Origin of the sequence: Bordetella hinzii LMG 13501 (assembly GCF_001548475.1) — a bacterium.
Lineage (GTDB): Bacteria > Pseudomonadota > Gammaproteobacteria > Burkholderiales > Burkholderiaceae_B > Bordetella > Bordetella hinzii.
Genome location: NZ_LRUJ01000004.1, coordinates 45443 through 71339 on the forward strand (window position 1 = coordinate 45443; position 25897 = coordinate 71339).

The following is a 25897-nucleotide window of genomic DNA, read 5'->3' on the forward strand; positions in this document are numbered from 1 at the left end:
ATGTCCTTCCTGTCGTTTCTGCTCGGCCAGAAGAAATCCTCGGCCAGCGTCGCCAAAGAACGGCTCCAGATCATCCTGGCGCATGAGCGCTCGGGCCGGGGCGACTCGCCCGATTACCTGCCGCAATTGCAGCAGGAGCTGGTTGCCGTGATTTCCAAGTACGTCAAGATCAATCCCGACGATATCAAGGTCAACCTTGAGCGCCAGGACACCCTGGAAGTGCTCGAAGTCAAGATCGAAATGCCGCAGAGCGAAACACAGGCGTCGGCCTGAAACCTGGAGAAAGGGCGCCTGACGGCGCCCTGCCGAAAAAAGCAAAAAGCCCTGCTTGCGCAGGGCTTTTGTTTTCCGGCACGCCGGCGGGTTTACTTGCCGACCTGATCGCCGATCACGCCGCCGATGGCCGCGCCGCCCACCGTGCCGAGGATGCCGCCGTTGGTGATCACCGCGCCGGCCACGCCGCCCAGGGCCGCGCCGCCCACCGCGCTCTTCTGGCGACGGCTCATGCTGTCCCACGAGGAGCAGCCCGCCATCGAAGCGGCCAACAGCACCGCCAGGCACACTTTAGAAATCGTCTTTGTCTTCATGATGGTTCTCCTGTTGTCGTGCCTGGGACCGCGCACCAGCAGCAGGTCTTCCTTGCCACGCGCGACATGCGCGTCCCTTCCTGGGTCTACATGCCCAGGATGGCAAAAAGCGTGGCCATATGCTGTGAAGTTTGCCCAATTTTTGTGTCAAGGGATTGGAAAACCCTTACACCCCGGGCCAGATGTTGCGTGCCGGGGCCTTTACTTGACCAAACGTAACACGTCGCGGAAACGCGGGTGCTCGCAGGTCTCCATCCACTCGAAAATCGCCATTTCGCTGGTGACGATGTCCGCGCCGGCCGCGCGCGCGCGCCGCAGGGCGGCATGGTGGTCGGCAGGCTTGCGCGAGCCGGCGGCATCGGCCACCAGCACGGCATGCCAGCCCTGTTGGCGCAGGCCCAGCACCGTCTGCAGCACACAGATGTGCGCCTCGCAGCCCGTCACCAGCACCGTTTTGCGCGCCGGCGGCAGCCAGGCTTCGAATCCCGGCTCGCGCATGGCCGAGAAATGCATCTTCTGGAAAGTCGCCTGCACCTGTTCGCGCAGGGGCGCCACGGTCGCACCCAGCATGCGGCTATGGTGTTCGGTGGCCACCACCGGCACGTCGAGCAGCCGCGCCGCGCGCGCCAGCTTGTCGGCCGTGGCCAGCACCTGCTCGCCGCGGTCTATCACCGGCATGAGGCGTTCCTGCATGTCGATCACAAGCACAATGGATTGGTCAGCGCGCAGCAGCATGGCGGATCTCCGGAAGACGGAAGGCCGGACGGCCTTCCGTTCGGGCGGGTTTACTTGAGGGCCTTGTAGCGCAGGCGCTTGGGCTTGGCGCCCTCCTCGCCCAGGCGGCGCTTCTTGTCGGCCTCGTACTCTTGGTAGTTGCCGTCAAAAAAGACGACCTGCGACTCGCCCTCGAACGCCAGGATGTGCGTGGCGATACGATCCAGGAACCAACGGTCATGGCTGATGACCATGACGCTGCCGGGGAATTCCAGCAAGGCGTCCTCGAGCGCGCGCAGGGTTTCGACGTCCAGGTCGTTGGACGGTTCGTCCAGCAGCAGCACGTTGCCGCCGGCGATCAGCGTCTTGGCCAGGTGCAGGCGGCCGCGTTCGCCGCCCGAGAGCTGGCCGACGATCTTGTTCTGGTCGCCGCCCTTGAAATTGAAGCGGCCCAGATAGGCGCGCGAAGGCATTTCGAATTTGCCCACCGTCAGCAGGTCGGCGCCGTCGGCCACGGCATCGAAGACCGATTTGTCCGCGTCCAGCGAGTCGCGCGACTGGTCCACATAGGCCAGCTTGACCGTCTGGCCCAGATTGACCTCGCCCGAATCCGGCTGTTCGCGTCCGGCGATCATCCGGAACAGCGTGGATTTACCGGCGCCGTTGGGGCCGATGATGCCGACGATGGCCCCGGGCGGCACCTTGAAGCTGAGATCGTCGATCAGCAGGCGGTCGCCATAGGCCTTGCTGACATGGTTGAATTCGATGACTTCGTTGCCCAGGCGGTCGCCCACGGGAATGAAGATTTCCTGGGTTTCGTTGCGCTTCTGGTATTCGTAGGAAGACAGCTCCTCGAAGCGGGCGATACGCGCCTTGGCCTTGGCCTGGCGGCCCTTGGGATTCTGGCGCACCCACTCCAGTTCTTTCTTGATGGTCTTCTGGCGGGCCGATTCGCTGGCCTCTTCCTGCTTGAGGCGCGCCTCTTTCTGTTCGAGCCAGGAGCTGTAGTTGCCTTTCCAGGGAATGCCGTGGCCGCGGTCGAGTTCGAGGATCCACTCGGCCGCGTTGTCCAGGAAGTAACGATCGTGGGTCACGGCCACGACCGTGCCCGGGAATTTGTGCAGGAACTGCTCCAGCCACTCGACGCTTTCGGCATCCAGGTGGTTGGTCGGCTCGTCCAGCAGCAACATGTCGGGCTTGGACAACAACAGGCGGCACAGCGCCACGCGGCGCTTTTCACCGCCCGACAGATTGCCCACCGTGGCGTCCCAGGGCGGCAAGCGCAGCGCATCGGCGGCGATTTCCATCTGGTGTTCGATATCGTCGGCGCCGCTGGAGGCGGCGGCGGCGATGACGGCTTCCAGTTCGGCCTGTTCAGCGGCCAGGGCGTCGAAATCGGCATCCGGCTCGGCATAGGCCGCGTACACCTCATCGAGGCGCTTCTTGGCATTGAACACGGCGCCCAGGCCCTCTTCCACCGACTCGCGCACGGTGTGCCCGGGGTTGAGCTGCGGCTCCTGCGGCAGGTAGCCGATGTTCAGGCCGGGCATGGGGATGGCTTCGCCTTCGATCTCCTTGTCCACGCCGGCCATGATCTTGAGCAGCGTCGACTTGCCCGAGCCGTTCAGGCCCAGCACACCGATCTTGGCGCCGGGGAAAAAAGACAGGGAAATGTCGCGCAGGATCTGCCGCTTGGGCGGCACGATCTTGCCGACGCGATTCATGGTGTAGACGTATTGGGCCATGGGCTCGTGTCAGAATGATGCGGAAGAACCCTGGATTGTAGGCCGTAACCGTGCTGCCCGGGGACGAGGCGCCCCCGGGCCTGTTCAAGCGCCTTGCCGCCCAGCCCCGCTGAAGGGCGCGAGATCACGGTCGGGGCCGCGCCAGCCGTCCCGCTTGTGCGTGGAGGGCACAGGGGCAGATCACGAAGCGCACCGCCAGCGCGGCCAGGATGCCGGCATAGGCCTGAGACCGAAGAGCACCGAATCCGAGTCAGGCGGTCTTCAGCACTAGGATGCCGCGGCCGCGCGCGGTCGGCCGGGACGCAGCTGCGCCAGGCTGACCCCGGCCAGGGCGAGCAGGCCGCCGACGATATGATAGGCATGCGGATGCTCGCCCAGGGTCAAGGCGGCGATGGCCACTGTCGCCACCGGCATGAGGTTCAGGAAAATACTGGCGCGGTTCGGCCCCAGGTAGCGCACGCCCTGCATCCACAAAAAGGGCGCGAAAAGCGACGGGAAGATCGCCGCGTACAGCACCAGCGGCAGGTTCTGCGCGTTCAGCGGCGAAGGCGCGGCCAACAAGAAAAAGGGCAGCTGGAACAGGACCACGAAAGCGGCCTGCATGAACAGGGACTGCCACACGCCGATCTGCAGCCGCCATTTGCGCAGCAGCACGCCATACAAGGCATAGGACAGCGAAGCCAGCGCCATCAGGCCGTCGCCCAGGCTGCCGCCGATGGCCAGCAGGCGGGAGGGATCGCCCTCGCCCATCAGGATGCCCAGCCCGAACAGCGCCACCAGCGCGCCCAGCACGGCCATGACCGTGGGCCGCTCGCGCAGCAGCAGCGCACCGACGGCGATGGTCATCAGCGGCACGGTGGAAGTGATGATGCCCATATTCGTGGCCGTGGTCGTGGCTGCCGCGACATAGGACAGCCCCTGGAACACCGCCATGCCCAGGGCGCCCAGCGCCGCCAGGCGCCACAATAGGGGCCGGATCTGCGCCCACTGCCGCAGCACGCCCGGCAAGGTGAAGGGCGCCAGCAGGACGAGCGCGATCACCCAGCGGTAAAAGCCGATGGCCGCGGGGGAAATCACGCTGGCGGCCATCTTGGTCACCACCATGTTGACGGACCAGATAAGCGCGGCCAGTGCGGGAAAGGCCATATAGCGGGCGGAGGCGGGAGGCATAGCGACTTCGGATTGGGGGAAACCCCAGGATATTAGCGCGCCTGTCTCCCGGCGCCGGTTCCGCCCCTGCCGCCGTCCCGGGAAAGCGCGACAATAGGGTTTTTGCAACCCGACTTCCAGGTTTCCTATGTCCGCTTCCGCCAAACCGCCCGCCGCGCTCGCCCGTTTCAGCGAACCCGAACTCGAGATGCTGGCCAAGACGGCCGACGCCCTGAGCGCCTATCTGGGTCAGCCGGTGCTGGCCGAAGTCGCCGAAGGCGAGGAAGGCACGGAGTGGGTCGCTTTTGGCGTGGCGCTGGACGAGGCCGATGCGGACGAAGACGAGCGCCCCCATATGCAGATGGGCGGCGCGGGCGCCCGCATTCTAGGCGGCCGCGGCGGCCTGCCGGATACGGCCACCCAGGCCTATGACTGCCTCTACCTCTGGGCCATCCAGATCTCGCTGGCCGAGGGCGAACGCTTCATCAAGATCGACCAGGAGGGCGAGGAATGCGCCTGGTCGGACGTGCTGTCCGATGTGCTGCCCTTCGATCTCAACGAAAACGCCGAAGACGTGCTGGACGACGACGAGGAAGACGACGACAACGACGACGGCGGCCACGAGGACCACCACGACCACGGCCATCGCGGCCACCGCCACTGAGCGCCCCCGGGGCCGGCCTCAGTCCAGCCGCCCCTCCTGCACGGCGTGGCAAGCCACCGACACCCCGTCGCCGGCCGGCAGGGCCAGCGGCGCCTCGCTCTTGCAGCGCGCATTGGCATGCGGACAGCGCGGATGGAAGGCGCAGCCCGAGGGCGGGTTCAGCGGGTTGGGCACCTCGCCGGCGACGGCGGTGCGCGGCTTGCCCGTGCCGTTGAGGTCGGGGATGGCTTCCAGCAGCATGCGGGTGTAGGGATGCCGGGGCCGCTGGAACAGCGCGTCGCGCCCCGCCACCTCGACGATGCGGCCCAGGTACATGACGCCAACCCGGTCGGCCACGTGGTGGACCACCGCCAGGTTGTGCGAAATGAACAGATAAGTCAGGCCCAGCTCGCGCTGCAGGTCCTTCATCAGGTTGAGGACCTGGGCCTGGACCGACACGTCCAGGGCCGAGGTAGGCTCGTCGCACACCAGGAATTCCGGCCGCACCGCCAGGGCCCGCGCAATGGAGATGCGCTGGCGCTGCCCGCCCGAGAATTGGTGCGGGTAGCGGTTTTGGTCGGCGGGGTCCAGGCCGACCTGGAGCAGCAGCTCGGCCACGCGCTGCGCGCGTTCGGCAGGCGTCATCCGGGTGTGGGTCAGCAGGGGCTCGGCGATGATGCGCCCCACGCGCCAGCGAGGATTCAGGCTGGCATAGGGGTCCTGGAAGATCATTTGCAGCCGGCGGCGCAGCACCCGGCCCGCCCGGCCCTCCATGTGCGACAGCGGTTGGCCGTCGAAGGTGATGCTGCCGCGGGTCAGGCCGTACAGGCCCACCAGCATGCGCGCCACGGTGGATTTGCCGCAGCCCGACTCGCCCACCAGCGCCAGCGTCTCGCCCCGCGCGATCTCGAAGGACACGCCGTCGACGGCACGCAGCATGACACGGGGCTTGCGCGCGAGCGCGCGCTCCAGCCAGGGCGGCGAGACGTCGAACCAGCGCGCCGCGTCATTGACTTTCACGAGTGCGCCGCTCATGCCGCCCCCCCTTGCTCCAGCAGCCAACAGGCCGCGCGGGATGCGCCGGCCGGCATCAATTCCGGCCGATCGCGGCGGCAGCGGTCCATGCGCCGCCCGCAGCGCGGATTGAAGGCACACCCCGGGGGGATGGCGTTCAGGCGCGGCATGCTGCCGTCGATCTGCACCAGGCGCTCGGCGCCGCCTTCCAGCGTGGGAATGGAGCCCATCAGCCCGGTGGTGTAGGGATGGCGGGGCCGGTGGATGACATCGGCCACCGGCCCGATCTCGGCCAGCCGCCCGGCATACATGACGGCCACGCGGTCCGCGGTCTCGGCGATCACGCCCATATCGTGGGTGATCAGCATGACGGCCGCGCCCTGCTCGCGGCAGAGTTTTTTCAGCAGCTCGATGATCTGGGCCTGGATGGAGACGTCCAGCGCGGTCGTCGGCTCATCGGCCACCACCAGCTTGGGCTCGGCCGCCAGGGCCAGCGCGATCACCACGCGCTGGCGCATGCCGCCGGAAAACTGGTGCGGATAGTGGTCGATGCGCTCGCGGGCGGCCGGGATGCCGGTGGCGGCCAGCAGTTCGATGGCGCGCTCGCGCGCCTGCCTGGCCGAAAGCGGCAGATGGGTGAGGATGGTCTCGACCAGCTGGCGGCCCACGGTATAGAGCGGGTTGAGGGAGGTCAGCGGGTCCTGGAAGACCGCGCCGATTTCGCGGCCCCGCACGCGCCGCATCTGCTCTTCGGGCAGATTGTCGATACGGCGGCCCTCCAGCAGGATTTCGCCGCCGCTGATATGGCCGGGCGGCTCGAGCAGGCCGATGATGGCCGCGCCGGTCAGGGACTTGCCCGCGCCGGATTCGCCGACCACGCCGAGCACTTCGCCCGGCGCGATGGAGAAGGACACGTCGTCCAGGGCCTTCAGGGTGCCCCGGCGCGTGGGGAACTCCACCGAGAGATGATTCACTTGCAGCAATGCGCTCATGGTTGCCTCAATTCAGCCGCGGGTTGAGCGCATCGCGCAGCCAGTCGCCCACCAGGTTGACCGACAGCACCAGCAACACCAGCGCGGCGCCGGGAAAGATGGTGATCCACCATTCGCCGGAAAACAGGAAATCGTTGCCGATACGGATCAGGGTGCCCAGCGACGGCGCCGTGGGCGGCACGCCGACACCCAGGAAGGACAGCGTGGCTTCGGTGATGATGGCCGTGGCCAGGTGCACCGTCGCCAGCACCAGCACGGGGCCGGTGACGTTGGGCAGCACATGGCGGAACATGATGACCGGCGAGGCCACGCCGATCACGCGGGCCGCCTGCACATACTCGCGGTTCTTCTCGACCAGGGTGGAGCCGCGCACGGTGCGCGCGTATTGCGGCCAGCCGGCCAGCGCGATGGCTCCCACCAGCACCGGGAAGGCGATGACCTCGTGCATCTCGCGCGACACCACCGCGCGGGCCACGCCGTCGATCAGCAAGGCGATCAGGATGGCGGGGAAGGACAGCTGCACATCGGCCACGCGCATGATGAGGGCGTCGATCCGGCCGCCGGCATAGCCGGACACCAGCCCCAGCACCACGCCGATCAGCATGGACAGGGCGACCGAGGCCAGGCCGATCAGCAGCGACACCCGCGTGCCATAGAGAATGGCCGAATACAGATCCCGCCCCTGGCTGTCGGTGCCCAGCAGATACTTGGCCAGGCCGTTGCTCTCCCATGCGGGCGGCAGCAGGGCGTCGAGCAGTTCCACCGAGGTCAGGTCGAAGGGATTGTGCGGCGCCACCCAGCCGGCCCCGAAGGCGCCCACCAGCATGAGCGCCAGCAGGATGCTGGCCACGATGGCCACCGGCGTGTGGCGCCAGGACCAGCACAGGTCGCTGTCCCACCAACGTTTGAGCATGGCTTGCATCAGTGGCCTCCTCCTTGACGCGACAATCCGGAGCGCAGGCGCGGATCCACCACGAAATACAACAGGTCGACCGCCAGATTGATGATCACGAAGATCAGGGCGATCAGGCAGAGATAGGCCGCCATCACGGGGATGTCGGCGAACTGCACGGCCTGGATGAAGAGCAGCCCCATGCCCGGCCACTGGAACACCGTCTCGGTGACGATGGCAAAGGCAATGATGCCGCCCAGCTGCAAGCCGGTGATGGTGATGACCGGCACCATGGTGTTTTTCAGCGCGTGGCCGAAATGGATGGCGCGGCGCTTCAGGCCCCGTGCGCGGGCGAACTTGATGTAGTCGGCGCGCAGCACCTCCAGCATCTCGGAGCGCACCAGGCGCAGCACCAGGGTCATCTGGAACAGCGACAGCGTGATCGAGGGCAGGATGAGATGCTTCCAGCCGGTGGCCGTCAGCAATCCGGTGCTCCACCAGCCCAGGCTGACCGTGTCGCCGCGCCCATAGCTGGGCAGCCAGCCCAAGTGCACGGAAAACACCAGGATGAGCAGGATACCGATGAGAAAGGTGGGCAGGGACACGCCAAGGAGGGAGCCCGCCAGCACCATCTGCGCCAGCCAGCCCTTGCGGCGCAAGGCGGTATAGACGCCCAGCGGCAGGCCGACCACCAGCGCCAGACAGGCGGCGATCAGGGAGAGTTCAAGCGTGGCGGGCAGGCGGCTTTTGATCAGGCTGGAGACCGGCTCGCTTTGGCGCAGCGAGATGCCGAAATCTCCTTGGACCGCATTGCCGACGAAGCGGGCGAACTGCACGGGCGCGGGATCGTCCAGGCCCAGTTTGTGCCGCAGTTCGGTGCGCTCGGCATCGGTGGCGTCCTGGCCCAGCATGATGGTCACGGGGTCGCCCACGTACTGAAACAGCACGAAGGCCAGCAAGGCAACGGTGACCATCACCGCGGCGGCTTGCAATAGCCGTCGAAGAATAAATGCAAACATAGGGGCTCACTGCAAGGCGCGGCGGTCCGTGGGCCGGCCGCCGCGCGTGAAACAGGACAGGTCAGTCGACCTTGACCCAGTCGGCCACCAGGCGATTGTCGGCGCGATGGATCACGCTGACATTCTTGCGCATCGCCCACGGAATGACCTGATCATGCAGCGGAATATGACCAAACTCCTTGGCGTGGATCTCCAGCGCCTTGTGGATGTCCGCGTCGCGCTTGGCGACATCGGTTTCGGTCTTGACGCGGTCGATGATGGCATCGACCTCCTTGTTGCTGTAATTGCCGAGGTTGTACATGCCGTCGGCGCCCTCGCCCTTGCTGCGGATGAGGTTCTGCAGCGTGTACATGGCGTCGAAGGTCGGCACGCCCCAGCCGAAGAGATAGACGCTGGTGTCGTGGTTCTGCACCTTGGGGAAGTAGGTGGCGCGCGGCATGGCGTTGAGCGATGCCTTGACGCCGACCTTGGCCCACATGCCCACGACGGCCTGGCAGATGGCCTCGTCGTTGATGTAGCGGTTGTTCGGGCAGTCCAGGGTGAAGTTGAGCGTGCCGTCGTAGCCGGCCTCCTTGAGCAGGGCGCGGGCCTTGTCCGGGTCGTAGGGGATGCGCTTGTGCAGCTCGGCGGTCCAGCCATGCACCTGGGGCGCGATCATGGTGCCGGTCGGCGCCGACAGGCCGCGCATCACGGCGCGCTTGATGGCCTCGACGTCGATGGCGCGGTACAGCGCCTCGCGCACGCGCACGTCCTGGAAGGGGTTCTTGCCCTTGATGCTGGAGTACAGCAGCTCGGGACGCTTCTGGTCATAGCCGATATAGATGGTGCGGTACTCGTTGCCTTCCACGACCTTGGCTTGCTGGCGCAGGCGGTCCAGGTCCTGGGCGGCCGGATCGAGCACGAAGTCGATCTCGCCGGACAGCAGCGCGGCCGTGCGGGTGGCGTTCTGCTTGATGGGGGTGAAGATGACTTCGGTCACGTTGCCGACCTTGTCCTTCTTGTTCCACCAATCGGGGTTTTCTTCGAAGGTCGTGCGCACGTCGACTTCGCGCGACTTCAGTTTGTAGGGGCCGGTGCCATTGGTGTTGCGCGCCGCGAAGGTTTCTTCCTTGTTGACGAAATCCTGCGGCTTGGCGACGTTGTGTTTTTCCGACCAGGCGCGGCTCATGATGAAGACATTGGGCAACTGGCGCAGCAGCACGGGATTGGGCGCCGTGGTCTCGATCTCGATGGTGTGATCGTCGATCTTGCGCGCTTCCTTGATGCCGGTGGTGTAGGCCTTGTAGTTCGAGGTCGGGGCCATGGCGCGATGCACCGAGAACACCGCGTCGTCGGCGGTGAAGGCCGAGCCGTCATGGAACTTCACGCCTTCGCGCAGCTTGAAGCGGTACAGCGTGGGCGAGACCTGCTCCCAGGAGGTCGCCAGGCGCGGCACCACCTTGAAATCCTTGTCGTAATCGACCAGGGGTTCGTAGATATAGCTGTTGGCCGCGATGGTCATGCCTTCGTTCTGGGAATGCGGATCGAAGGTGAGGATGTCGCCCTGGGCGGCCCAGCGCAAGGTTTTGGCTTGCGTGGCGGCGGGCATTGCGACGGCGGAGGCGATAGCCAGCGCGATCAGGGTGCGGCGCATAGGAACTCCTGACATTAATCTGAATGACGGGCGGATATTGCCGTAGCGCCGAATCCCGCGTCAATTGAGGGTTTGCGCGCATAGGGGCCCAGTATTCACCACTATCGTGAAATCTGGGGACATATGAATATCACGGCAGGGAATATGCCAGGGGGCCGCCGCCTCGGCCCGTGCCGAGCCCGCCCGGACGGCTACAGCAGGCCGCGGCGCCGGTCCCGCAGATAGAGCAGATAGCCCAGCGGCCACATGAGCCAGACGAGCAGCCGGCCCGCGGGGTGAGTCAGACGGTGGCTGCCGACGGCGGTCTCGCGGCCCGAGTGGGCCAGCAGCAGCCGAAAACGGGTGTAGCGCGCCGCCGCCATCAAAAACCCCTTGGGCCGGAAGCGGAACATTCCGGTGTGGTGTTGCAGCATGTCCCAGGCCAGCAGGTACAGGCCTTGGGCATTGCCGCGCAGCGAGACCGCGCTCTGGCTCAGGCCATCGGCCGAGTCATGGTAGATGCGGACCACGCGGTTGATGAAACGGCTGCGGTAGCCCTGCCGGGCGATCGCCCACCACACCAGGCTTTCCGGCACGAAGCCGGGGACCTCTTGCGGAAACGGAAAGCGCCGCAGGACATCGGCGCGCATGCAGCCGAATTTCTCGCCCTGGATGCGCTGGCGGAAGTACATGTCCACGGCATTGCTGTCAAAGACATCGGCGGGAAAGCGGTCGCCCACGATGCTGCCGTCCGGGCGGGCGCACAGGCCCGTGACCGCCACGAAACGCTCGCGCTCGGCCTCGGGGATGGCACGCCAGGCCTCGTCGAGGATCGCCAGCGCGTCCGGGGTCATTTCGTCGTCGCTGTCCAGGGCCACGATGAGTTCGCCGCGGGCCTCGCGCACGCCGCGGTTGAAAGCGGTTTTCTTGTGCTGGTTTTTCTGCCAGACGTAGCGGATGGGAAAGGCGGCGCGCGCCTGCCATTCGCCGATGATCTGGTGGGTGTTGTCGGTCGAGCCGTCATCGACGACCAGCCATTCGAAATCGCGGAAGGTCTGCCCGGCTAGGGACTGGTAGACACGATGCAGCGTGGCCGCCCTGTTGTAGGTCGGTGTGAGCACCGTAAAGCGGTAATTGGGTTTGTTCATGCGTTCTGGCCTGTCGCCAAACTATGCCGCGCTCCGCCTGCAATAGTCATCAACGCCGCAGTTTAGGAGAGAAAAACCCTAAATTCGTGCCAAAAAACCCATAATTGAAATCGAATATATCACCGCGCCGCGGCTGCGCCCGGCTTGCGCGGGGTACACTTTGCCCTCGCGGACCTCTGCAAGCGCCCACTCATGGAACCGAACACCGTCCAGCTCAACGACATCGCCCTGTTCGTCGAAGTCGCCAAGCGCAAAAGCTTCAGCCTGGCGGCCAGGGCCCTGCATATGCCGACCTCGACCCTGTCGCGGCGCATCGGCCAGCTGGAACGCGCCATCGGACTGCGCCTGATCAACCGCAATACCCGGCGGCTGGAACTCACCGATGCGGGCTCCATCTATCTGCGCCGCTGCCAGGGCCTGATCGACGAGGCGCGCCTGGCGCAGGAACAGCTGCTGTCGCTGTCCAGCAAGCCCAAGGGGCGGCTGAGCATCTCCATGCCCTACAGCCTGGCCATCTGGCTGCTGCCGACCTCGCTGCGCGCCTTCATGGACGCCTATCCCGACCTGGAATGCGAGTTCGACCTCAACATGAAATCGACGGCGGATTCGCAGGGCGAGCCCTTCGACATCATGCTGCGCTTCGGGCGCGACGGCAGCGACTTCCATGACGACAACGCCGCCGTGATCGATGAGATCATCCGGCTGGAGAACTATCTCTACGCCTCGGACGAATATCTGGCCCAGCACGGCGAGCCGCGCACGCCGGCCGACCTGGTCGACCACCAATGCCTGCGCACCGCCATCGACGAAGCGCATTCCTTCTGGATTCTCACCAACGGCAAGCATACCGAGCGCGTGGAAATCGGCGGCCACCTCGCCGGCAACAACATCAGTGTCATGGGCACGCTATCCGGCCTCGGCCTGGGCATCGCCCGCCTGCCCTTCTGCCAGGCGCTCGATCCCATCATCGAGCGGCACTCGCTCAGGCGCGTGCTGCCGCACTGGCAGGTGCAACCGATCTCGATCTACGGGCACTTCCCGCAACAGATCCTGCCGGCCAAGACCCGTGCCTTCATGGATTTCATCCGCCCGCAGCTGGGCCCGGCGGGCAGCCTGCCGCCGGCCAGTCCGCTGGCCGCGGCCGACGATGAAAGCGATGCGGCCGACGCCGACATGCTGCTTGCCGAAGGCCCGCAGGCGGCGCTGCCGGCGCCGAAACGCCGCGGCCGGCCGCGCGCGCCGGATTCTTCGGCGCACTGAACCGGGCCGGCGCGCCGGCCTCCTCAGAGATAGTCTTTGTAGCGGCGGATGTAGTCGCGCGCGCTCTGGTTGAGCTCGCGCACGCAGCGGTCGGCCGCATCCACGTCATTGCGCACCATGGCCGCCAGCAGGCCGCGATACTGCTTGATGCCCATTTCGGCGCGGCCCGGCAACAAGGCCACGCGGCGCATCGTCACCTGGGTGCGCTCGTAGATGCGTTCGATCAGGTCGCTGAGCACCGCATTGCCGGCCAGCTCGTTCAGGCGGTTGCGAAAGCGCGCGATGGTGTCGACGTGGGCTTCGATGTCGCCCTGGCGCAGGCTGTCCTCGAACTGGCTGCCCAGCATTTCCTGCAGCTGGGCATAGTCTTCGGGCGTGGCGTTTTCCATGGCCAGCCGCACCGACAGGCCATCCAGGGCTTCGCGCACCTGGTAGAGGCGATAGGTGGTTTCCATGTCGACCGGCACCACCACGGCGCCCTTGTTGGGCACACGCTCGATCAGGCCCCGGTCTTCGAGCGTGGCCAGCACTTCGCGCGCCTTGGCGCGCGGGATGTCATAGGCCTGCGCCAACTCTTCCTCGGGCAGCCGCGAGCCGGGCAGCAAGGCCTGCGAGGCGATACGCCGTCGCACATCCAGCACGACCGCCTGCGTCGAGGCCATGGGTTTGCGCTCTTTGGCTGGGCCGGTTTCCGGCTTGGTTTTCTTGGAGGAAGTGGCCATGTGGGCGGGCACATCAAGGGTCGGGTGAGGGACGGTTCATGATAGCACCGAATCGCGTCCACGATTGTACACAATCATGAATTTTATTTTGCACATCATAGTTGACACAATGGATTGCACAGGCGCAAGATACGCCGCATCGCATCGCCCGACGCTTTTTCTCGAAGGAGAATGCCTTGCCATCCGCCACGCCAGCGTCCCTGCCGGGACCCCTGTGTCAGCAGTATCAACAGCAGCGCGAGCAGTTCGTCGCCCGGGGCGTGGCCAATGGCCCGCCCGTCTTTGCCCGCCAGGCCGCCGGCGCCGAGGTGACCGATCTCGACGGCAATACCTTTCTGGACTTCGCCGGAGGCATCGGCACCCTGAACGTCGGCCATGCCCACCCCGACGTAGTCGAGGCGGTCAAGCGCCAGGCCGACGCCTTTCTGCATACCTGCTTCAATATCGTGATGTATCCGGGCTACATCGACTTGGCCCGGACCCTGGCAAGCAAGCTGCCCGGCGAGGGCCCCAAGAAGGTGATGCTGCAAAGCACGGGCGCCGAAGCGGTGGAGAACGCCGTGAAGATCGCCCGCCGCGCCACGGGCCGCCAGGCCATCGTGGCCTTCGAGGGCGCTTTTCATGGCCGCACCAATATGGCCCTGGCGCTCACCGCCAAGGCGCCGGCCTATAAGACTGGCTTCGGCCCGCTGGCCAGCGAGGTCTATCGCGCGCCCTTCCCCGTGGTCTACCGCGGCGGCGCGGACGAGGAAACCGTGGCCCGCCAGGCCTATGAGCGCTTCGAGCGCATGGTGGAGACCGAGATCGGCGCCACGCAGGTCGCCGCCGTCATCATCGAGCCGCTGCAAGGCGAAGGCGGTTTCCATGCCGCGCCGGCCAGCTTCATGCGCCGGCTGCGCGAGTTCTGCACCCGCCATGGCATCGTCCTGATCGCCGACGAAATCCAGTCGGGCTTCTGCCGCACCGGCCGCTGGTTCGCCATCGAGCACAGCGGCGTGGCCGCCGACCTCTACACCCTGGCCAAGTCCATGGGCGGCGGCATGCCCATCGCCGCCGTGGTGGGCCGTGCCGAGCTGATGGACGCGCCCGATGTGGGCGGCCTGGGCGGCACCTATGCCGGCAATCCGCTGGCCTGCGCCGCCGCGCTGGCCGCCATCGGCGTGATGGAGCGCGATGACTATGCCGGCCGCGCCGAGGCGCTGGGCCGCCAGCTGGCGGCGCGTTTCGAGGCCTGGAAGCGCGATATCCCCATCGTGGGGGATGCGCGCGGCCTGGGCGCCATGCGCGCCGTCGAGATCGTGACCGACAAAGCCTCGCACAAGCCCGACGGGCCGGCCACGGCCCGCATCGTGCAGCGCGCCTATGAAAACGGCCTCATCCTGGTCAAGGCGGGCTTCCATGGCAATGTACTGCGCTTCCTGGGGCCGCTGAACATGAGCGCCGCGCAGCTGGAGCGCGGCCTGGACATCCTCGAACGCGCCATCGCCGCCGAGGTGCGCGCATGAACACCCTGCTGAAGCTGGACAATGCGCGCAAGGTCGTGCGCCTGCTGGGCGACACGCGCCCCGGGATGAATGTGCTGGTGCTGTACGACTTCTATACCGAACACAACGTGCAGCCGCTGGCCATCGCGCTCAATGAGTGCGGCGCCGTCCCGCACCTGCTGCAGGTGCCGGGCAGCCGCCAGCACGGCCGTCCTTTCTCGGGCATCGTGGCCGAGGCCATGTGCAGCGCCGACCTGGTCATCGCCCTGACCCGCGCCAACGCCGCCCATACCGAGGCGCGCCAAAAGGCCACGCGCGCCGGCGTGGGCGTGATCGTGCTGCCTGAATCCGACCTGCCCGACTTCTTCATGGCCGAGGGCTGGAATGCCGACTTCCAGGCCCTGCGCCCGCAGATCCAGGGACTGGCCGACGCGCTGACCCGCGCCGACACCGCGCGCGTGACCAGCGCGGCGGGCACCGACATCACCATGAGCATCGCCGGCCGCCGGGGCCGGGCGCTGCACGGTTTTGCCAATACCGAGGACATCTCGGCCGGCTACTGCCTGGAATCCAGCCTGGCGCCGGTCGAGGGCACGGCCGAAGGCGTGATCGTGGTCAATGCCAGCATCCCCGGCGTGTCGCTCATCCGCGACGAGCCGGTGCGCATCGTCTACGAGCGCGGCATGGCCGTCTCCATCGAGGGCGGCGCCGAGGCGCGCAAATTCCGCGAACTGCTTGCCGGCTTCAACGATCCGCTGGTCTACAACCTGGGCGAACTGGGCGTGGGCATGAACCCCTGCTGCCAGCTGGACGGCACCATGCTGTCCGATGAGAGCGTCTACGGCTCCATCCAGCTCGCGCTGGGCACCAGCGCCTATATCGGCGGAACCGTCAAGGCCGCGGCTCACTACGACACCATCGTCACCGACGCCCAGCTCTGGCTGGACGGCCGGCTGGTGCTCGACGGCACCACGCTCAAGCTCGGAGAAGCGCCATGAGCATACGTCTCGAACGCGGCGAACATGGCATCGCCACCGTGCTGATGGACCGGCCCGCCAAGCGCAATGCCTTCACGCTGCAGATGTACCGCGAGTTCGGCGAGGTTTTCGACCAGCTCAACGCCGACGACAGCGTGCGCTGCATCGTGGTGCGCGGCGCCGGCGGCGCCTTCTGCGCCGGCAGCGACATCGGCGGCTTTGACGAGAGCCGCAGCGGCGCGGCCCAGGCGCGCGAGTACGCCGAATTCACCTTGGCGATGACCGACCGGCTCAAGCTCACGCCGCATCCGACCGTGGCCTGCATCGAGGGCGCCTGCGTAGGCGGCGGCCTGGAGATCGCCGCCATGTGCGACATCCGCGTGGCCGGCCGCAGCGCGCGCTTCGGCGTGCCCATCAACCGCATCGGCCTGACGCTGGACTATCGCGAGCTGGCCGATCTCCTGGCCTTGCTGGGCGGGACGCGCACGCTGGAGATCTTGCTGGAAGGCGGCATCTTCGGCGCCGACGAAGCCCTGAGCAAAGGCCTTGTGACGCGCGTGGTGGATGACGACGTGGTGGCCGGCCAGGCCTATGCGGCCGCCCGCCGCGTCGCCGCCGGCGCGCCCCTGGTCAACCGCTGGCATAAGCAGTTCGTGCGCCGCCTGCAGGCCGGCGGCGAGCTGGCCGAGGCCGAGCTGGCCCAGGCCTACGCCTGTTTTGACACCGAGGATTACCGCAAGGGCCAGCGCGCCTTCCTGAACAAGGAAAAGCCGGTCTTCGCCGGACGCTGAAAGGAATGCAAATGAAGCCAAACACTGCCGCGATGCCGCTGGAAGGCATCAAGATCCTGGATCTGTCGCAGATCATGGCCGGCCCTTATTGCACCATGGTGCTGGCCGACCTGGGCGCCGAGGTCATCAAGGTGGAAAAGCCCGGCGCGGGCGATGATTCGCGCGAAATGGGTCCCTACGTCAATGGCGAGTCCAGCTGCTTTGCGCAGATCAACCGCAACAAGCTGGGCATCTCGCTCAATCTCAAGCGCCCGGAGCTGCGCGAGACCGTGCTGGACATGGTGCGCTGGGCCGATGTGCTGATCGAAAACTACCGCGTCGGCGTCGCCCGCTCGCTGGGCCTGGATTACGAGACGCTGAGCCAGGTCAATCCGCGCCTGGTGTATTGCTCCATCTCGGGCTATGGCCAGACCGGCCCCTACTCGGGCAAGGGCGGCTTCGACCTGGTGGCGCAGGGCATGACGGGCATCATGAGCATGACCGGCGAACCCGACGGCCGCCCGGTGAAGTCCGGCATCGCCATCTACGACGTGGGCGCGGGCCTGACCGCCGCCTACGCCATCCTGGCCGCCTGCCTGCACCAGCAGCGCACCGGCGAGGGCCAGCACATCGACATCTCCCTGGCCGAGTGCGGCCTGCCCTGGTTCATCTGGGAGGCGGCCGCCTATTTCGCCGAGGGCACCGTGCCCAAGGCCACCGGCAGCCGCCACCGCGTCTCGGCCCCCTACCAGGCCTTCAATACGGGCGACGGCTACATCATCATCGGCGCGGCCAACCAGCGCACCTGGGAAAGGCTGTGCACCGACGTGCTGGGCCGCCCCGAACTCATCCGGGACCCGCGCTTCCTGACCAATAGCGACCGCCTGGACAACATCGCCGAACTGGAGCCGCTGCTGGAGGCCGAATTCGCCCGCGCCGACGCCGCCACCTGGATCGCGCGCTGCGAACAGGCCCAGGTGCCTTGCGGGCCGATCAACGACTTCGGCCAGGCCATGCAGGACCCTCATTACGCGGCGCGCGGCATGGTCGAGGAATTGGACCACCCCAAGCTGGGCCGCATGAAAACGGTGGGCATCCCGACCAAGTTCTCGCGCACCCCGGGCCGGCTGCGCCGCCCGGCCCCGCTGCATGGCCAGCATACCGATGAAGTCCTGAGCCGCTTCGGCGTCCCGCCCGAGCGTATCGCCCTGTGGCGTGAGCTCGGCGTCGTGCAGTAGGACGCTTTTCGCCACCGACCGGTTGCGCCTATGCTGCCGGCACAAGAAGAAGAAGTCCAAGGGGCCGGAGAGTCAGCCGGCATATTCGAAGTTGATCATCGCGCGCCATGCGCAGAAGGAACGAATATGAAACTGCAGCAACCCATGAACCGCTCCCGCCGCCGCTTTGTCTCGACCGGCCTGGTGCTGGCCGGCGCGAGCCTGGCGCCCTGGAGCGTGCGCGCCTCCCAGCCGGCGCAGCCATTCCGCCTGGGCGCCCTGAACTCGATCACGGGCGTGGGCGGGCCCTATGGCGGCGCCATGCTGGAGGCCATCCGCATCGCCGTCGACGAGGTCAATGCCGCCGGCGGCGCGGCCGGCCGCCAGATCCAGCTCTATGCCGAGGACGACCAGACCAAGCCGGATGCCGCCGTGCTGGCGGCCAAGAAGCTGATCGAGGTCAACCAGGTCCAGGCCGTGGTCGGCATCTGGCCCTCCTCGGTGGGGCTGGCCGTCATGCCCATCACCAATAACGCGGGGCTCATCATGATGAACACCTGCGGCGCTCCCGAGATGTTGACCGAAAACCGCAAGGGCCTGACCTGGATGCTGCAGGCCTCCAATGCGGTGTTCGGCCGCGCCTTCGCCCAGGTGGCGCGTGAGCGCGGCTTCAAGCGCCCCGCCGTCATGGCCTTCAACAACTCCACCTTCGTGGGCCTGGCCAATTACTTCAAGGAAACCTGGGAGAAGGATGGCGGCAAGATCAGCAGCATGGTGATCTACGAGCCCAACCAGACCACCTACCGCACCGAACTGAACCGGGTGCTGGCCACCCAGCCCGATGTCATCGCGCTGGGCTCCTACCGTCCGGACGCCACCATCCTGCTGCGCGAGTGGTACCAGACCGGCCAGGACTGCAAGTTCATCATGCCGGGCTGGACGGCCAACGAAGCGCTGGTCAAGGCGCTGGGCAAGGAGGCCACCGAGGGCATCATCTCGATCTCCAACGTGGCCGCCAGCGAGAACGCCGCCTACAAGAGCTTCTCGGAGCGCTTCCGCGCCAAGTTCAAGCAAGACCCGGATATCTTCGCCGCCCAGAGCTACGACATGGTGATCGCCCTGGCGCTGGCCATCGAGGCGGCCGGCCCGGCGGCGGACACGGCCGCCATCAACGGCCGCATCAAGGCGGTCACGCGGCACGGCGGCGAGAAGGTGTCCTCCTTTGCGCAGGGGCGCGAGCGGCTGCGCGCCGGCAAGGCCGTGGACTACGACGGCGCGTCCTCCAACCTGGAGTTCGGCGAGCATGGCGAGACGGTGCCGGACTTCGGCGTCTCCGAAATCGAGAACGGCAAGCTGGTGCTCAAAGAGACCGTGCCGGGTACGCGCTGAAGGCGGAACGAAGATGGAATTCATCGCGATCATCAACGCGGTCATCAATGGCATCGTGCTGGGCACCCTGCTGTCGCTGCCCATCCTCGCCATCACCATGGTGTTCGGCATCTCGCGCTTTCCCAACGCGGCCACCGGCGATTACATGACGCTGGGCGCCTACACCGCCGTGGCCACGCAGACCTGGATCAGCGGCTCGCTGGTCCTGGCCGTGCTCGGCGCCGGCCTGGTGACGGCCCTGGTGTCGGTGTTCTTCTACCTGTGGGTCTTCCGCGCGCTGGCGCAGCGCTCCAACGTGGCGCGGCTGATCGCCTCGCTGGGGGTGGCCTTCGTGGTGCGCACCACCATCACCTTCTTCGCCGGCCAGGACCAGTACAACCTGGAGATGCCCCGCATGATGCGCGCCTGGAACTACCACGGCATCCGCATCCTGCCCATGGATGTCTACATCCTGCTGACCGCCATCGGCGCCCTGGCCATCGCCTTCCTGATCCTGCATGCCACGCCCCTGGGCCGGCGCATGCGGGCCGTGGCCGACAACCCCGACCTGGCAGCGGCCAGCGGCATCCGCGCCCGGCGCGTGATGCTGTACCTGTGGATATTGAGCGGGTTTTTCTGCGGACTGGGCGGCGTGCTGCTGGCCATCAAGGCCGTCGTGGTGCCCGAACTCGGCTTCGAGCTGTTGATGCCCATGTTCGCGGCCGTGGTGCTGGGCGGTATCGGCAACCCCATCGGCGCGGTGGTGGGCTCGCTGGTATTCGGCATTTCACAGGAGATCGCCACGCTGTATGTCGGCCCCTCCTACAAGATCGTCATGGCCTTCCTGGTGTTGCTGCTGCTGTTGCTGTTCCGGCCCCAGGGACTCTTCGGCCGCCCCATGATGGCGAGGTAAACGGACATGGAAGCCTATCTGATCGCAATCTCCATCGGCATTCTGATCTACATGCTGATGGCCGTGGGGCTGTCCCTGCACTACGGTTTCACCGGCCTGGTCAACTTCGGGCATGTCGGCTTCTTCGCCATCGGTTCCTACACTTCGGCCCTGCTCGCCTTCCAGGGCGTGCCGATTCCGCTGGCCATGCTGGGCGCCACCCTGCTGACGGCCCTGGCGGCCTGGCCGCTGGGCATGGTGGCCTTGCGCCTGGGCAGCGACTACCTGGCCATCGTCACGCTGGGTTTTTCGGAGTCGGTGCGCATGATGCTGCAAAGCGAGGAGTGGCTCACGCGCGGCATGCACGGCCTGCCCGGCATCCCGCGCATGTACGAGGGCTGGCTGCCGGCCAACCAGATCGACCTGGCCATCATGATCACCCTGCTGCTGGTCAACGGCGTGGTCTTCTGGCTGGTGACCCGCGTGGTGAAGAGCCCCTTCGGGCGCGTCATCGAGGCGGTGCGCGACAACGAGGTGGCGGTGCGGGCCCTGGGCAAGGACCCGGCGCGCTTCAAGACGCGCTCGCTCATGCTGGGCGCGGGGCTGGCCGGCCTGGCCGGCGCCTTCCAGGCGCACTACCTCACCTTCCTGAGCCCGGAGCAATTCGTGCCGCTCATCACCTTCTACATCTGGATCGCCATCTTCGTCGGCGGTGCCAACCGGCTGCTGGGCGTGGCCCTGGGGACGGTCATCATGGTGGGCTTTCTCGAAGGCTCGCGCTTTGTGCGCGACTTTGTCGGCGGCATCTCCGAGGTGCAGATGGCCAGCGTGCGCATCTGGGTCATCGGCATGGCGTTGATCCTGATCGTGCTGTACCGCCCGCAAGGGATTCTGGGAACCAAGGCGAGGAAGTCGGCATGAGCCTCCTGACTGTCAGAAACATAAGCGCCGGCTTCGGCGGCATGCTGGCCCTGGACGATGTCAGCCTGGACCTCGCGCAGGGCGAGCTGCTGGGCCTGATCGGCACCAACGGCGCCGGCAAGAGCACGCTGTTTTCGGTCATCACGGGCTATGTGCCGATGCGGGCCGGGTCGGTGCGCTTTGCCGGCCAGGACATCTCGCACATGGCGGTGCACAACCGGGTGAGGCAGGGGCTGGCGCGCACCTTCCAGGTGCCGCGCGAATTCTCCCAGCTGTCGGTGATGGCCAATATGATGGCCGCCGCCCCCGATGCCCAGGGCGAGAAATTGCTGTCCATCTTCTTCGCGCCCGGACAGGTCCGGCGGGAGGAAGAGCGCGTGGCCGCGCGCGCCCAGGAGCTGCTGCGCTTCCTCAACCTCGCGCGCGTGGCCGACACCCCGGCCGGCAAGCTGTCCGGCGGCCAGAAGAAACTGCTGGAACTGGGCCGGCTACTCATGCTGGAGCCGCGCTGCATCATGCTCGACGAGCCCTTCGCCGGCGTCAACCCGGTGCTGATCGGCGAGCTGTCCGAGCGCATCGTCGAACTCAACCGGCGCGGCATGAGCGTGCTCATCATCGAGCACAACCTGGAAGAACTGGCGCGCATCGTGCCGCGCATGTATGTGATGGACCGCGGCAAGGTCATTGCCCAGGGACAGCCGCGCGAAGTGCTTGCCCAGGACGCCGTGCGCGAAGCCTATATGGGAGGAGTGATATGAACGCCGCCAGCGCAGCCGCGCCGCTTCTGGTCATCGACAAGATGGCCGGCGGCTACGGCGATGTGGACATCGTCAGCGGCATCGACCTGCATGTCGCCCCGCGCGAGATCGTGACCATCGCGGGAACCAACGGCGCGGGCAAATCCACGCTGATCAAGGCCGTCATGGGCCTGTTGCCGCGCCTGTCGGGCGCCCTGAGTTTTGACGGCGGCGACCTGCGCCGGCTGGCCGTGGAAGACCGCGTGCGCATCGGCATTTCCTATGTGCCGCAGGTGCAGAACGTCTTCGGCGACCTGACGGTGCTGGAGAACCTGCAGGTCGTCGAACATGTCAGCGACGCGCGCCGGCGCATGGAGGAAATGTTCGAGCTGTTCCCGGCGCTGGCGCGCCGGCGCCGCACCCATGCGGCCAATCTGTCCGGCGGCGAGCGCCAGCAGCTGGCCTTCGCCCGCGCCCTCATGCCCTCGCCGCGCATGGTGCTGCTGGATGAGCCGTCCGCGGCGCTTTCGCCGGCGCTGACGTCCCAGGTATTCGAGGAAGTGCAGCGCCTGCCCGGGCTGGACATCGCCGTGCTCATGGTCGAGCAGCGCGCCCGCCAGGCGCTGGCTTTCAGCGACCGCGGCTACATCCTGGACTCGGGGCGCATCGTGCTCACCGACTCCGGCGCCAACCTGCTGGCCAATGAAGAGATGGCGGAGCTTTATATCGGGCAACGCCACGATCCCAAAGGAGAAACCGCATGACTGCAATCAAGGCAGCGGCCCGGCCCGCGCCTTCGGAACGCGCCCACCTGACTCTGGCCCAGGGCCTGCGCGCCCTGGACCAGGGCACGCTGAGCGCCGAAGCCTGGGCCGAGGCCTGCCTGGAGCGCATCGCGCAGCGCAATGATGAGGTCAAGGCCTGGGTCCATGTGGCCGGCCAGGCCGCGCTGGCCCAGGCCCGCGCCATCGACCGGCGCGGCCGCCAGGGCCGCTATGAGGGCGCGCCCATCGGCATCAAGGACACCATCGACACCGCCGACATGCCCACCGAGCTGGGCGAACCCGAGATCTTCGCGGGCCGCCGGCCCGCGGCCGACGCGCCGGTGGTCGCGCGGGCGCGCCAGCAGGGTTTCGTGCTGCTGGGCAAGAATACGGTCTCGCGCCATGCCATCATGCTGCCGGGGCCGTGCCGCAACCCGCATGACCTCAACCGCAGCCCGGCCGCCTCGTCGGCGGGCTCGGGCGCGGCGGTGGCGGACTTCATGGCGCCGCTATCCATCGGCACGCAGACGGCCGGCTCCATCCTGCGGCCGGCTTCGTTCTGCGGCGCGGTGGGTTTCAAGCCCACGCTGGACGCCATCCCCTATGTCGGCATACGCAGCTACTCGCGTCCCCTGGACGTGATCGGCCCCCTGTGCCGTTCGGTGGAAGACGCGCAGCTTTTCATGCATGCCTTTGCCGGCGACCCGCGCTTCGTGCCGGGCGCCGACGACGCCGCCGCGCGCGGGATGCGCCTGGGCATCTGGCGCCCGCGCGACTGGCCCGCCGCCGAGCCGGCCGCCCAGGCCGTCTTCGAGGACAGCTTGCGCCGCCTCTCCGAGGTGGGCGTGCCGCTGCAGGTGCTGGCCATGCCGCAGGCCTATGAAGACATCGGCGAGATCCAGGATGTCATCATGGCTTACGACCTGGCGCGCGAATACGCCGCCATCCGCCGCGACCATGCCGCCCTGTGCGACCCGGAACTGCTGGCCTACCTGGACCTGGGCGCCACCTATACCGATGCGGACTACGCCGCCGCCCTGGATGCCGCCGACCGCTGCCGCCGGCAATTCCATGACATTGCCCGCGAGATCGACGCCATCCTCATGCCGGCCACGCTGGGCGTGGCCACGCCGGTCTCCAGCACCGGCAGCTCGGTCTTCATCCGGGCCTGGTCGCTCCTGCACAACCCCGCGATCTCGCTGCCCGTGGGCCGCAGCCCCGAAGGCCTGCCCCTGGCGGTGCAGTTGGTGGGATTCCAGAAGGAGGACGCCCGCCTGCTGCGCCACGCCAGGCGCGTCGAAGCGGTATTGGGCAACCGCGCCGGGGAGACCTGAACGCGGCCAGCGCAGGAAGCGCTCAGCGCTTCTTGCGCAGATGCGGCAGGGTGTAGGCCTGGTCGCGATAGACCCGCTGCGGCCACAGGGCATGGGCCAGGGTCTTGCGGATCGCGGCCGGATCCGGCGGGATGATGGGCTGATAGTCGTCGCCGCCCTGGTAGAGATACTGGGAGCCGGCCTTGCCGGGCTCCAGGATGGTGAGCGTGCGTTCCTGCAGGAGGCCGTACACGTCGCCATACTGCATCAAGGCCCGGCCGCCGGCGCGCTCGTCGGTGAGGTCGAAGCCGATCATGGGATGCTCGCCCTCGATGCCCAGCAATGACAGCAGCGTCACCGGGAAGTCGATCTGGCTGACCACGCGCTCGTCGAAGCGCGGGCGCACCGGGCCGCCGAGGATCAGGGCCGGGATATGGAAGTGGCGCAGCGGGATGCGCTGCTTGCCGCCGACCCGCACGTCATGGTCGGCCGTCACCAGGAACACCGTGTCGTCCCAATAGGCCGATTGGCGCGCGCGGTCGAAAAAGCGACCGATGGCCCAATCGGCATAGCGCACCGTGTTGCCCACCGTAGCCGGGTCGCCCACCGGCGTGATGCGGCCCTGCGGATACTCCCAGGGAGAATGGTTGCTGACGCTGAAGGCGAGGATGAAGCAAGGCTCGTCGCCCGCCTGCTCCAGCACGGCATGGACGCGGTTGAACATGTCCTCGTCGCTGGCGCCCCAGGTGCCCACAAAAGCCGGGTTGTCGAAGGTCTTCAGGTCGTAGAGCTCGGTGAAGCCATTGCCCAGGAAGAAGGCCTTCATATTGTCGAAATGGGCCTCGCCGCCATAGACGAAGCCGTTGCGGTAGCCCTGCGTGCCCAGCAGCTGCGCCAACGTGAAGAAACGCGATTGCGCCCCCGGCAGCCGCAAGGCCGCCTGCGACAGCGATGGCGGAAAGCCGGCCGACAGCGCCTCCAGGCCACGGACCGAACGGGTGCCCGTGGCATAGGCCTGCCTGAAGGTCCAGGCATGGGGCGCCAGGCGGTCCAGCTCAGGCGTGCAGCCGCTGCCGCCCAGATGGCCGACGAATTGCGCGCCCAGGCTTTCTTCGACGATGAGCACGAGATGGCGTTTTTTCTTGGGACGCTCGGCTGGCTGCTGCCGGTGCAGCGTGGGGATGGCGGGATCGGAGGGCGCGCCCGCGATGCGCGAGGCCTCGCGCACCAGCGCCTGGATCTCGGAGTCATCCATGTCGCCATAGGCGCGGCTGGCCGAGGCTTCGTTCTTGAGGGAGTACACCGAGAACATCACGTTGTAGAGCGAGTTCAGGGCCAGCGCGTTGACCAGGCCGTCGCCGCAGAAGGCGACCGTGGACGGATTGATGGGCCGATGCTTGAGCGTGCCGCGTATGGCCAGCACGCAGGCCGCGATGCCGGCCAGGGTGAGGAGGGGACGCAGCCACCAGGCGATGGACGGTTCGGGAAAGAGCCAGGCCTGGCCCAGCAGCCGCCAGCCCAGGGCCACCATGGCCAGCAGGGCGGCCACCCCAAGGAACAGCGCCAGCCGGTACTCCTTGAAGAGCATCGAGAAGACTTCCCGGGGGTATTTCAGGTAGATGACGTAGAGCTGGTTGGGGCGGGTGTCGTACTCGATGACGTATTGGGGGGTGGAGAACTCCAGCAGGCAGATCACCGACCAGGCGAAGACCAGCCAGACCCCGTTGGCGGCGATGGCGCCCGGCCAGGGGCCCAGCCACGGCGCCAGGGCCAGCGGCAGGACGACCATGATGCCGATCAGGTGGGCATCGATGCGCAGGCCGCCCACCAGGATGCGCAGCGGATGCCCGGCCTCGGCCACGCGCTTGCGCTGCCACAGCATCAGGGCGAGACGGCACACCGTCAGGAAAACCAGCGTCGAGACGATGAAGACCAATATCTGTGAATACATGACCTG

The 25897-nt window shown here is 66.9% G+C and carries 25 protein-coding genes; 13 read left to right on the forward strand and 12 right to left on the reverse strand.

Features of this window, described 5'->3' with window-relative positions; genetic code table 11:
- On the forward strand, positions 1 to 273 hold the full coding sequence (gene minE / locus AXA74_RS03905; protein WP_029578944.1) for a cell division topological specificity factor MinE: 273 nt from the start codon (positions 1 to 3) through the stop codon (positions 271 to 273).
- Positions 274 to 365: 92 nt separating this feature from the next.
- Here the strand turns inward: minE and AXA74_RS03910 are convergent, their stop codons facing one another.
- The 4 genes from AXA74_RS03910 to AXA74_RS03925 form a co-directional block, all read right to left on the reverse strand.
- The gene (locus AXA74_RS03910) at positions 366 to 587 is read right to left on the reverse strand and encodes a glycine zipper 2TM domain-containing protein (RefSeq protein ID WP_029578943.1); all 222 of its coding nucleotides are present in this window, start codon (positions 585 to 587) and stop codon (positions 366 to 368) included.
- A 201-nt stretch (positions 588 to 788) separates the two neighbouring features.
- Entirely contained in the window at positions 789 to 1322 is a 534-nt protein-coding gene (locus AXA74_RS03915) for an isochorismatase family protein (RefSeq protein WP_029578942.1), read from the reverse strand.
- A 50-nt stretch (positions 1323 to 1372) separates the two neighbouring features.
- On the reverse strand, positions 1373 to 3046 hold the full coding sequence (ettA, locus tag AXA74_RS03920; RefSeq protein ID WP_029578941.1) for an energy-dependent translational throttle protein EttA: 1674 nt from the start codon (positions 3044 to 3046) through the stop codon (positions 1373 to 1375).
- A 267-nt stretch (positions 3047 to 3313) separates the two neighbouring features.
- On the reverse strand, positions 3314 to 4192 hold the full coding sequence (locus AXA74_RS03925; RefSeq protein WP_032955022.1) for a DMT family transporter: 879 nt from the start codon (positions 4190 to 4192) through the stop codon (positions 3314 to 3316).
- Positions 4193 to 4343: 151 nt separating this feature from the next.
- Between AXA74_RS03925 and AXA74_RS03930 the strand changes: the two genes are divergently transcribed.
- On the forward strand, positions 4344 to 4859 hold the full coding sequence (locus AXA74_RS03930; protein ID WP_029578939.1) for a hypothetical protein: 516 nt from the start codon (positions 4344 to 4346) through the stop codon (positions 4857 to 4859).
- Positions 4860 to 4877: 18 nt separating this feature from the next.
- On the opposite strand, the gene AXA74_RS03935 is transcribed toward AXA74_RS03930, so the two are convergent.
- The 6 genes from AXA74_RS03935 to AXA74_RS03960 all read right to left on the reverse strand — a co-directional run bounded on the left by AXA74_RS03935 (position 4878) and on the right by AXA74_RS03960 (position 11515).
- Positions 4878 to 5873 (reverse strand): ABC transporter ATP-binding protein, encoded by a 996-nt coding sequence (locus AXA74_RS03935; protein WP_029578938.1) that lies wholly within the window; start codon positions 5871 to 5873, stop codon positions 4878 to 4880.
- Positions 5870 to 6844, reverse strand: a complete 975-nt coding sequence (locus tag AXA74_RS03940; protein ID WP_029578937.1) for an ABC transporter ATP-binding protein — start codon at positions 6842 to 6844, stop codon at positions 5870 to 5872. Before AXA74_RS03940 ends, AXA74_RS03935 begins: the two co-directional genes overlap by 4 nt.
- A 7-nt stretch (positions 6845 to 6851) precedes the next feature.
- On the reverse strand, positions 6852 to 7766 hold the full coding sequence (locus AXA74_RS03945) for an ABC transporter permease (RefSeq protein WP_032977836.1): 915 nt from the start codon (positions 7764 to 7766) through the stop codon (positions 6852 to 6854).
- A complete protein-coding gene (locus AXA74_RS03950) occupies positions 7766 to 8755 on the reverse strand; it encodes an ABC transporter permease (protein ID WP_029578935.1) in 990 nt (329 codons plus the stop codon). The genes AXA74_RS03945 and AXA74_RS03950 overlap by 1 nt, the downstream gene beginning before the upstream one ends.
- Before the next feature lie 61 nt (positions 8756 to 8816).
- On the reverse strand, positions 8817 to 10388 hold the full coding sequence (locus AXA74_RS03955; RefSeq protein WP_029578934.1) for an ABC transporter substrate-binding protein: 1572 nt from the start codon (positions 10386 to 10388) through the stop codon (positions 8817 to 8819).
- Between the two features lie 191 nt (positions 10389 to 10579).
- Positions 10580 to 11515: a glycosyltransferase family 2 protein gene (locus tag AXA74_RS03960; protein ID WP_032954837.1), complete on the reverse strand. Its 936-nt coding sequence runs from the start codon at positions 11513 to 11515 to the stop codon at positions 10580 to 10582.
- A gap of 192 nt (positions 11516 to 11707) precedes the next feature.
- Here AXA74_RS03960 and AXA74_RS03965 point away from each other — a divergent pair, with 192 nt between their 5' ends.
- Complete coding sequence (locus AXA74_RS03965) at positions 11708 to 12775, forward strand: LysR family transcriptional regulator (RefSeq protein ID WP_029578932.1); 1068 nt, start codon at positions 11708 to 11710, stop codon at positions 12773 to 12775.
- Positions 12776 to 12798: 23 nt separating this feature from the next.
- On the opposite strand, the gene AXA74_RS03970 is transcribed toward AXA74_RS03965, so the two are convergent.
- Positions 12799 to 13497: a GntR family transcriptional regulator gene (locus AXA74_RS03970; RefSeq protein ID WP_029578931.1), complete on the reverse strand. Its 699-nt coding sequence runs from the start codon at positions 13495 to 13497 to the stop codon at positions 12799 to 12801.
- 176 nt (positions 13498 to 13673) lie between these two features.
- On the opposite strand from AXA74_RS03970, the gene gabT reads away from it, so the two are divergent.
- From gabT to AXA74_RS04020, 10 genes are all read left to right on the forward strand, one after another.
- Entirely contained in the window at positions 13674 to 15002 is a 1329-nt protein-coding gene (gene gabT, locus AXA74_RS03975) for a 4-aminobutyrate--2-oxoglutarate transaminase (RefSeq protein ID WP_029578930.1), read from the forward strand.
- Positions 14999 to 15979 (forward strand): aminopeptidase, encoded by a 981-nt coding sequence (locus AXA74_RS03980; protein WP_032954836.1) that lies wholly within the window; start codon positions 14999 to 15001, stop codon positions 15977 to 15979. Before gabT ends, AXA74_RS03980 begins: the two co-directional genes overlap by 4 nt.
- Entirely contained in the window at positions 15976 to 16749 is a 774-nt protein-coding gene (locus AXA74_RS03985; RefSeq protein WP_032954835.1) for an enoyl-CoA hydratase/isomerase family protein, read from the forward strand. The genes AXA74_RS03980 and AXA74_RS03985 overlap by 4 nt, the downstream gene beginning before the upstream one ends.
- 11 nt (positions 16750 to 16760) lie before the next feature.
- Positions 16761 to 17966, forward strand: coding sequence for a CaiB/BaiF CoA transferase family protein (locus tag AXA74_RS03990; RefSeq protein ID WP_051593904.1), 1206 nt, complete (start codon positions 16761 to 16763; stop codon positions 17964 to 17966).
- 126 nt (positions 17967 to 18092) lie between these two features.
- Positions 18093 to 19334: an ABC transporter substrate-binding protein gene (locus AXA74_RS03995; RefSeq protein ID WP_032954833.1), complete on the forward strand. Its 1242-nt coding sequence runs from the start codon at positions 18093 to 18095 to the stop codon at positions 19332 to 19334.
- Between the two features lie 13 nt (positions 19335 to 19347).
- A complete protein-coding gene (locus AXA74_RS04000) occupies positions 19348 to 20226 on the forward strand; it encodes a branched-chain amino acid ABC transporter permease (RefSeq protein WP_029578925.1) in 879 nt (292 codons plus the stop codon).
- Between the two features lie 6 nt (positions 20227 to 20232).
- Positions 20233 to 21126 carry a branched-chain amino acid ABC transporter permease gene (locus tag AXA74_RS04005; protein ID WP_029578924.1) on the forward strand — a complete coding sequence of 298 codons (894 nt, stop codon included), beginning with the start codon at positions 20233 to 20235 and terminating at the stop codon, positions 21124 to 21126.
- Positions 21123 to 21884 carry an ABC transporter ATP-binding protein gene (locus AXA74_RS04010; protein ID WP_029578923.1) on the forward strand — a complete coding sequence of 254 codons (762 nt, stop codon included), beginning with the start codon at positions 21123 to 21125 and terminating at the stop codon, positions 21882 to 21884. Before AXA74_RS04005 ends, AXA74_RS04010 begins: the two co-directional genes overlap by 4 nt.
- A complete protein-coding gene (locus AXA74_RS04015) occupies positions 21881 to 22627 on the forward strand; it encodes an ABC transporter ATP-binding protein (protein ID WP_029578922.1) in 747 nt (248 codons plus the stop codon). The genes AXA74_RS04010 and AXA74_RS04015 overlap by 4 nt, the downstream gene beginning before the upstream one ends.
- Complete coding sequence (locus AXA74_RS04020; RefSeq protein ID WP_048939866.1) at positions 22624 to 23961, forward strand: amidase; 1338 nt, start codon at positions 22624 to 22626, stop codon at positions 23959 to 23961. Before AXA74_RS04015 ends, AXA74_RS04020 begins: the two co-directional genes overlap by 4 nt.
- Positions 23962 to 23983: 22 nt before the next feature.
- Here the strand turns inward: AXA74_RS04020 and AXA74_RS04025 are convergent, their stop codons facing one another.
- Positions 23984 to 25891, reverse strand: a complete 1908-nt coding sequence (locus AXA74_RS04025) for an LTA synthase family protein (protein ID WP_032954832.1) — start codon at positions 25889 to 25891, stop codon at positions 23984 to 23986.
- Positions 25892 to 25897: the final 6 nt, after the last annotated feature.

Excerpts from the sequence above, each read along its gene's own strand:
- AXA74_RS03990 (WP_051593904.1), top strand. The coding sequence starts at position 16,761 with ATGAAGCCAAACACTGCCGCGATGCCGCTGGAAGGCATCAAGATCCTG.
- AXA74_RS03915 (WP_029578942.1), bottom strand. The coding sequence starts at position 1,322 with ATGCTGCTGCGCGCTGACCAATCCATTGTGCTTGTGATCGACATGCAG.
- AXA74_RS04000 (WP_029578925.1), top strand. The coding sequence starts at position 19,348 with ATGGAATTCATCGCGATCATCAACGCGGTCATCAATGGCATCGTGCTG.
- AXA74_RS04005 (WP_029578924.1), top strand. The coding sequence starts at position 20,233 with ATGGAAGCCTATCTGATCGCAATCTCCATCGGCATTCTGATCTACATG.
- AXA74_RS04015 (WP_029578922.1), top strand. The coding sequence starts at position 21,881 with ATGAACGCCGCCAGCGCAGCCGCGCCGCTTCTGGTCATCGACAAGATG.
- AXA74_RS03925 (WP_032955022.1), bottom strand. The coding sequence starts at position 4,192 with ATGGCCTTTCCCGCACTGGCCGCGCTTATCTGGTCCGTCAACATGGTG.
- AXA74_RS03935 (WP_029578938.1), bottom strand. The coding sequence starts at position 5,873 with ATGAGCGGCGCACTCGTGAAAGTCAATGACGCGGCGCGCTGGTTCGAC.
- AXA74_RS04025 (WP_032954832.1), bottom strand. The coding sequence starts at position 25,891 with ATGTATTCACAGATATTGGTCTTCATCGTCTCGACGCTGGTTTTCCTG.
- AXA74_RS03995 (WP_032954833.1), top strand. The coding sequence starts at position 18,093 with ATGAAACTGCAGCAACCCATGAACCGCTCCCGCCGCCGCTTTGTCTCG.
- AXA74_RS03950 (WP_029578935.1), bottom strand. The coding sequence starts at position 8,755 with ATGTTTGCATTTATTCTTCGACGGCTATTGCAAGCCGCCGCGGTGATG.
- AXA74_RS03930 (WP_029578939.1), top strand. The coding sequence starts at position 4,344 with ATGTCCGCTTCCGCCAAACCGCCCGCCGCGCTCGCCCGTTTCAGCGAA.
- AXA74_RS03970 (WP_029578931.1), bottom strand. The coding sequence starts at position 13,497 with ATGGCCACTTCCTCCAAGAAAACCAAGCCGGAAACCGGCCCAGCCAAA.
- AXA74_RS04010 (WP_029578923.1), top strand. The coding sequence starts at position 21,123 with ATGAGCCTCCTGACTGTCAGAAACATAAGCGCCGGCTTCGGCGGCATG.
- AXA74_RS04020 (WP_048939866.1), top strand. The coding sequence starts at position 22,624 with ATGACTGCAATCAAGGCAGCGGCCCGGCCCGCGCCTTCGGAACGCGCC.
- AXA74_RS03945 (WP_032977836.1), bottom strand. The coding sequence starts at position 7,766 with ATGCAAGCCATGCTCAAACGTTGGTGGGACAGCGACCTGTGCTGGTCC.
- minE (WP_029578944.1), top strand. The coding sequence starts at position 1 with ATGTCCTTCCTGTCGTTTCTGCTCGGCCAGAAGAAATCCTCGGCCAGC.
- AXA74_RS03960 (WP_032954837.1), bottom strand. The coding sequence starts at position 11,515 with ATGAACAAACCCAATTACCGCTTTACGGTGCTCACACCGACCTACAAC.
- ettA (WP_029578941.1), bottom strand. The coding sequence starts at position 3,046 with ATGGCCCAATACGTCTACACCATGAATCGCGTCGGCAAGATCGTGCCG.
- AXA74_RS03985 (WP_032954835.1), top strand. The coding sequence starts at position 15,976 with ATGAGCATACGTCTCGAACGCGGCGAACATGGCATCGCCACCGTGCTG.
- AXA74_RS03980 (WP_032954836.1), top strand. The coding sequence starts at position 14,999 with ATGAACACCCTGCTGAAGCTGGACAATGCGCGCAAGGTCGTGCGCCTG.
- AXA74_RS03965 (WP_029578932.1), top strand. The coding sequence starts at position 11,708 with ATGGAACCGAACACCGTCCAGCTCAACGACATCGCCCTGTTCGTCGAA.
- AXA74_RS03955 (WP_029578934.1), bottom strand. The coding sequence starts at position 10,388 with ATGCGCCGCACCCTGATCGCGCTGGCTATCGCCTCCGCCGTCGCAATG.
- AXA74_RS03940 (WP_029578937.1), bottom strand. The coding sequence starts at position 6,844 with ATGAGCGCATTGCTGCAAGTGAATCATCTCTCGGTGGAGTTCCCCACG.
- AXA74_RS03910 (WP_029578943.1), bottom strand. The coding sequence starts at position 587 with ATGAAGACAAAGACGATTTCTAAAGTGTGCCTGGCGGTGCTGTTGGCC.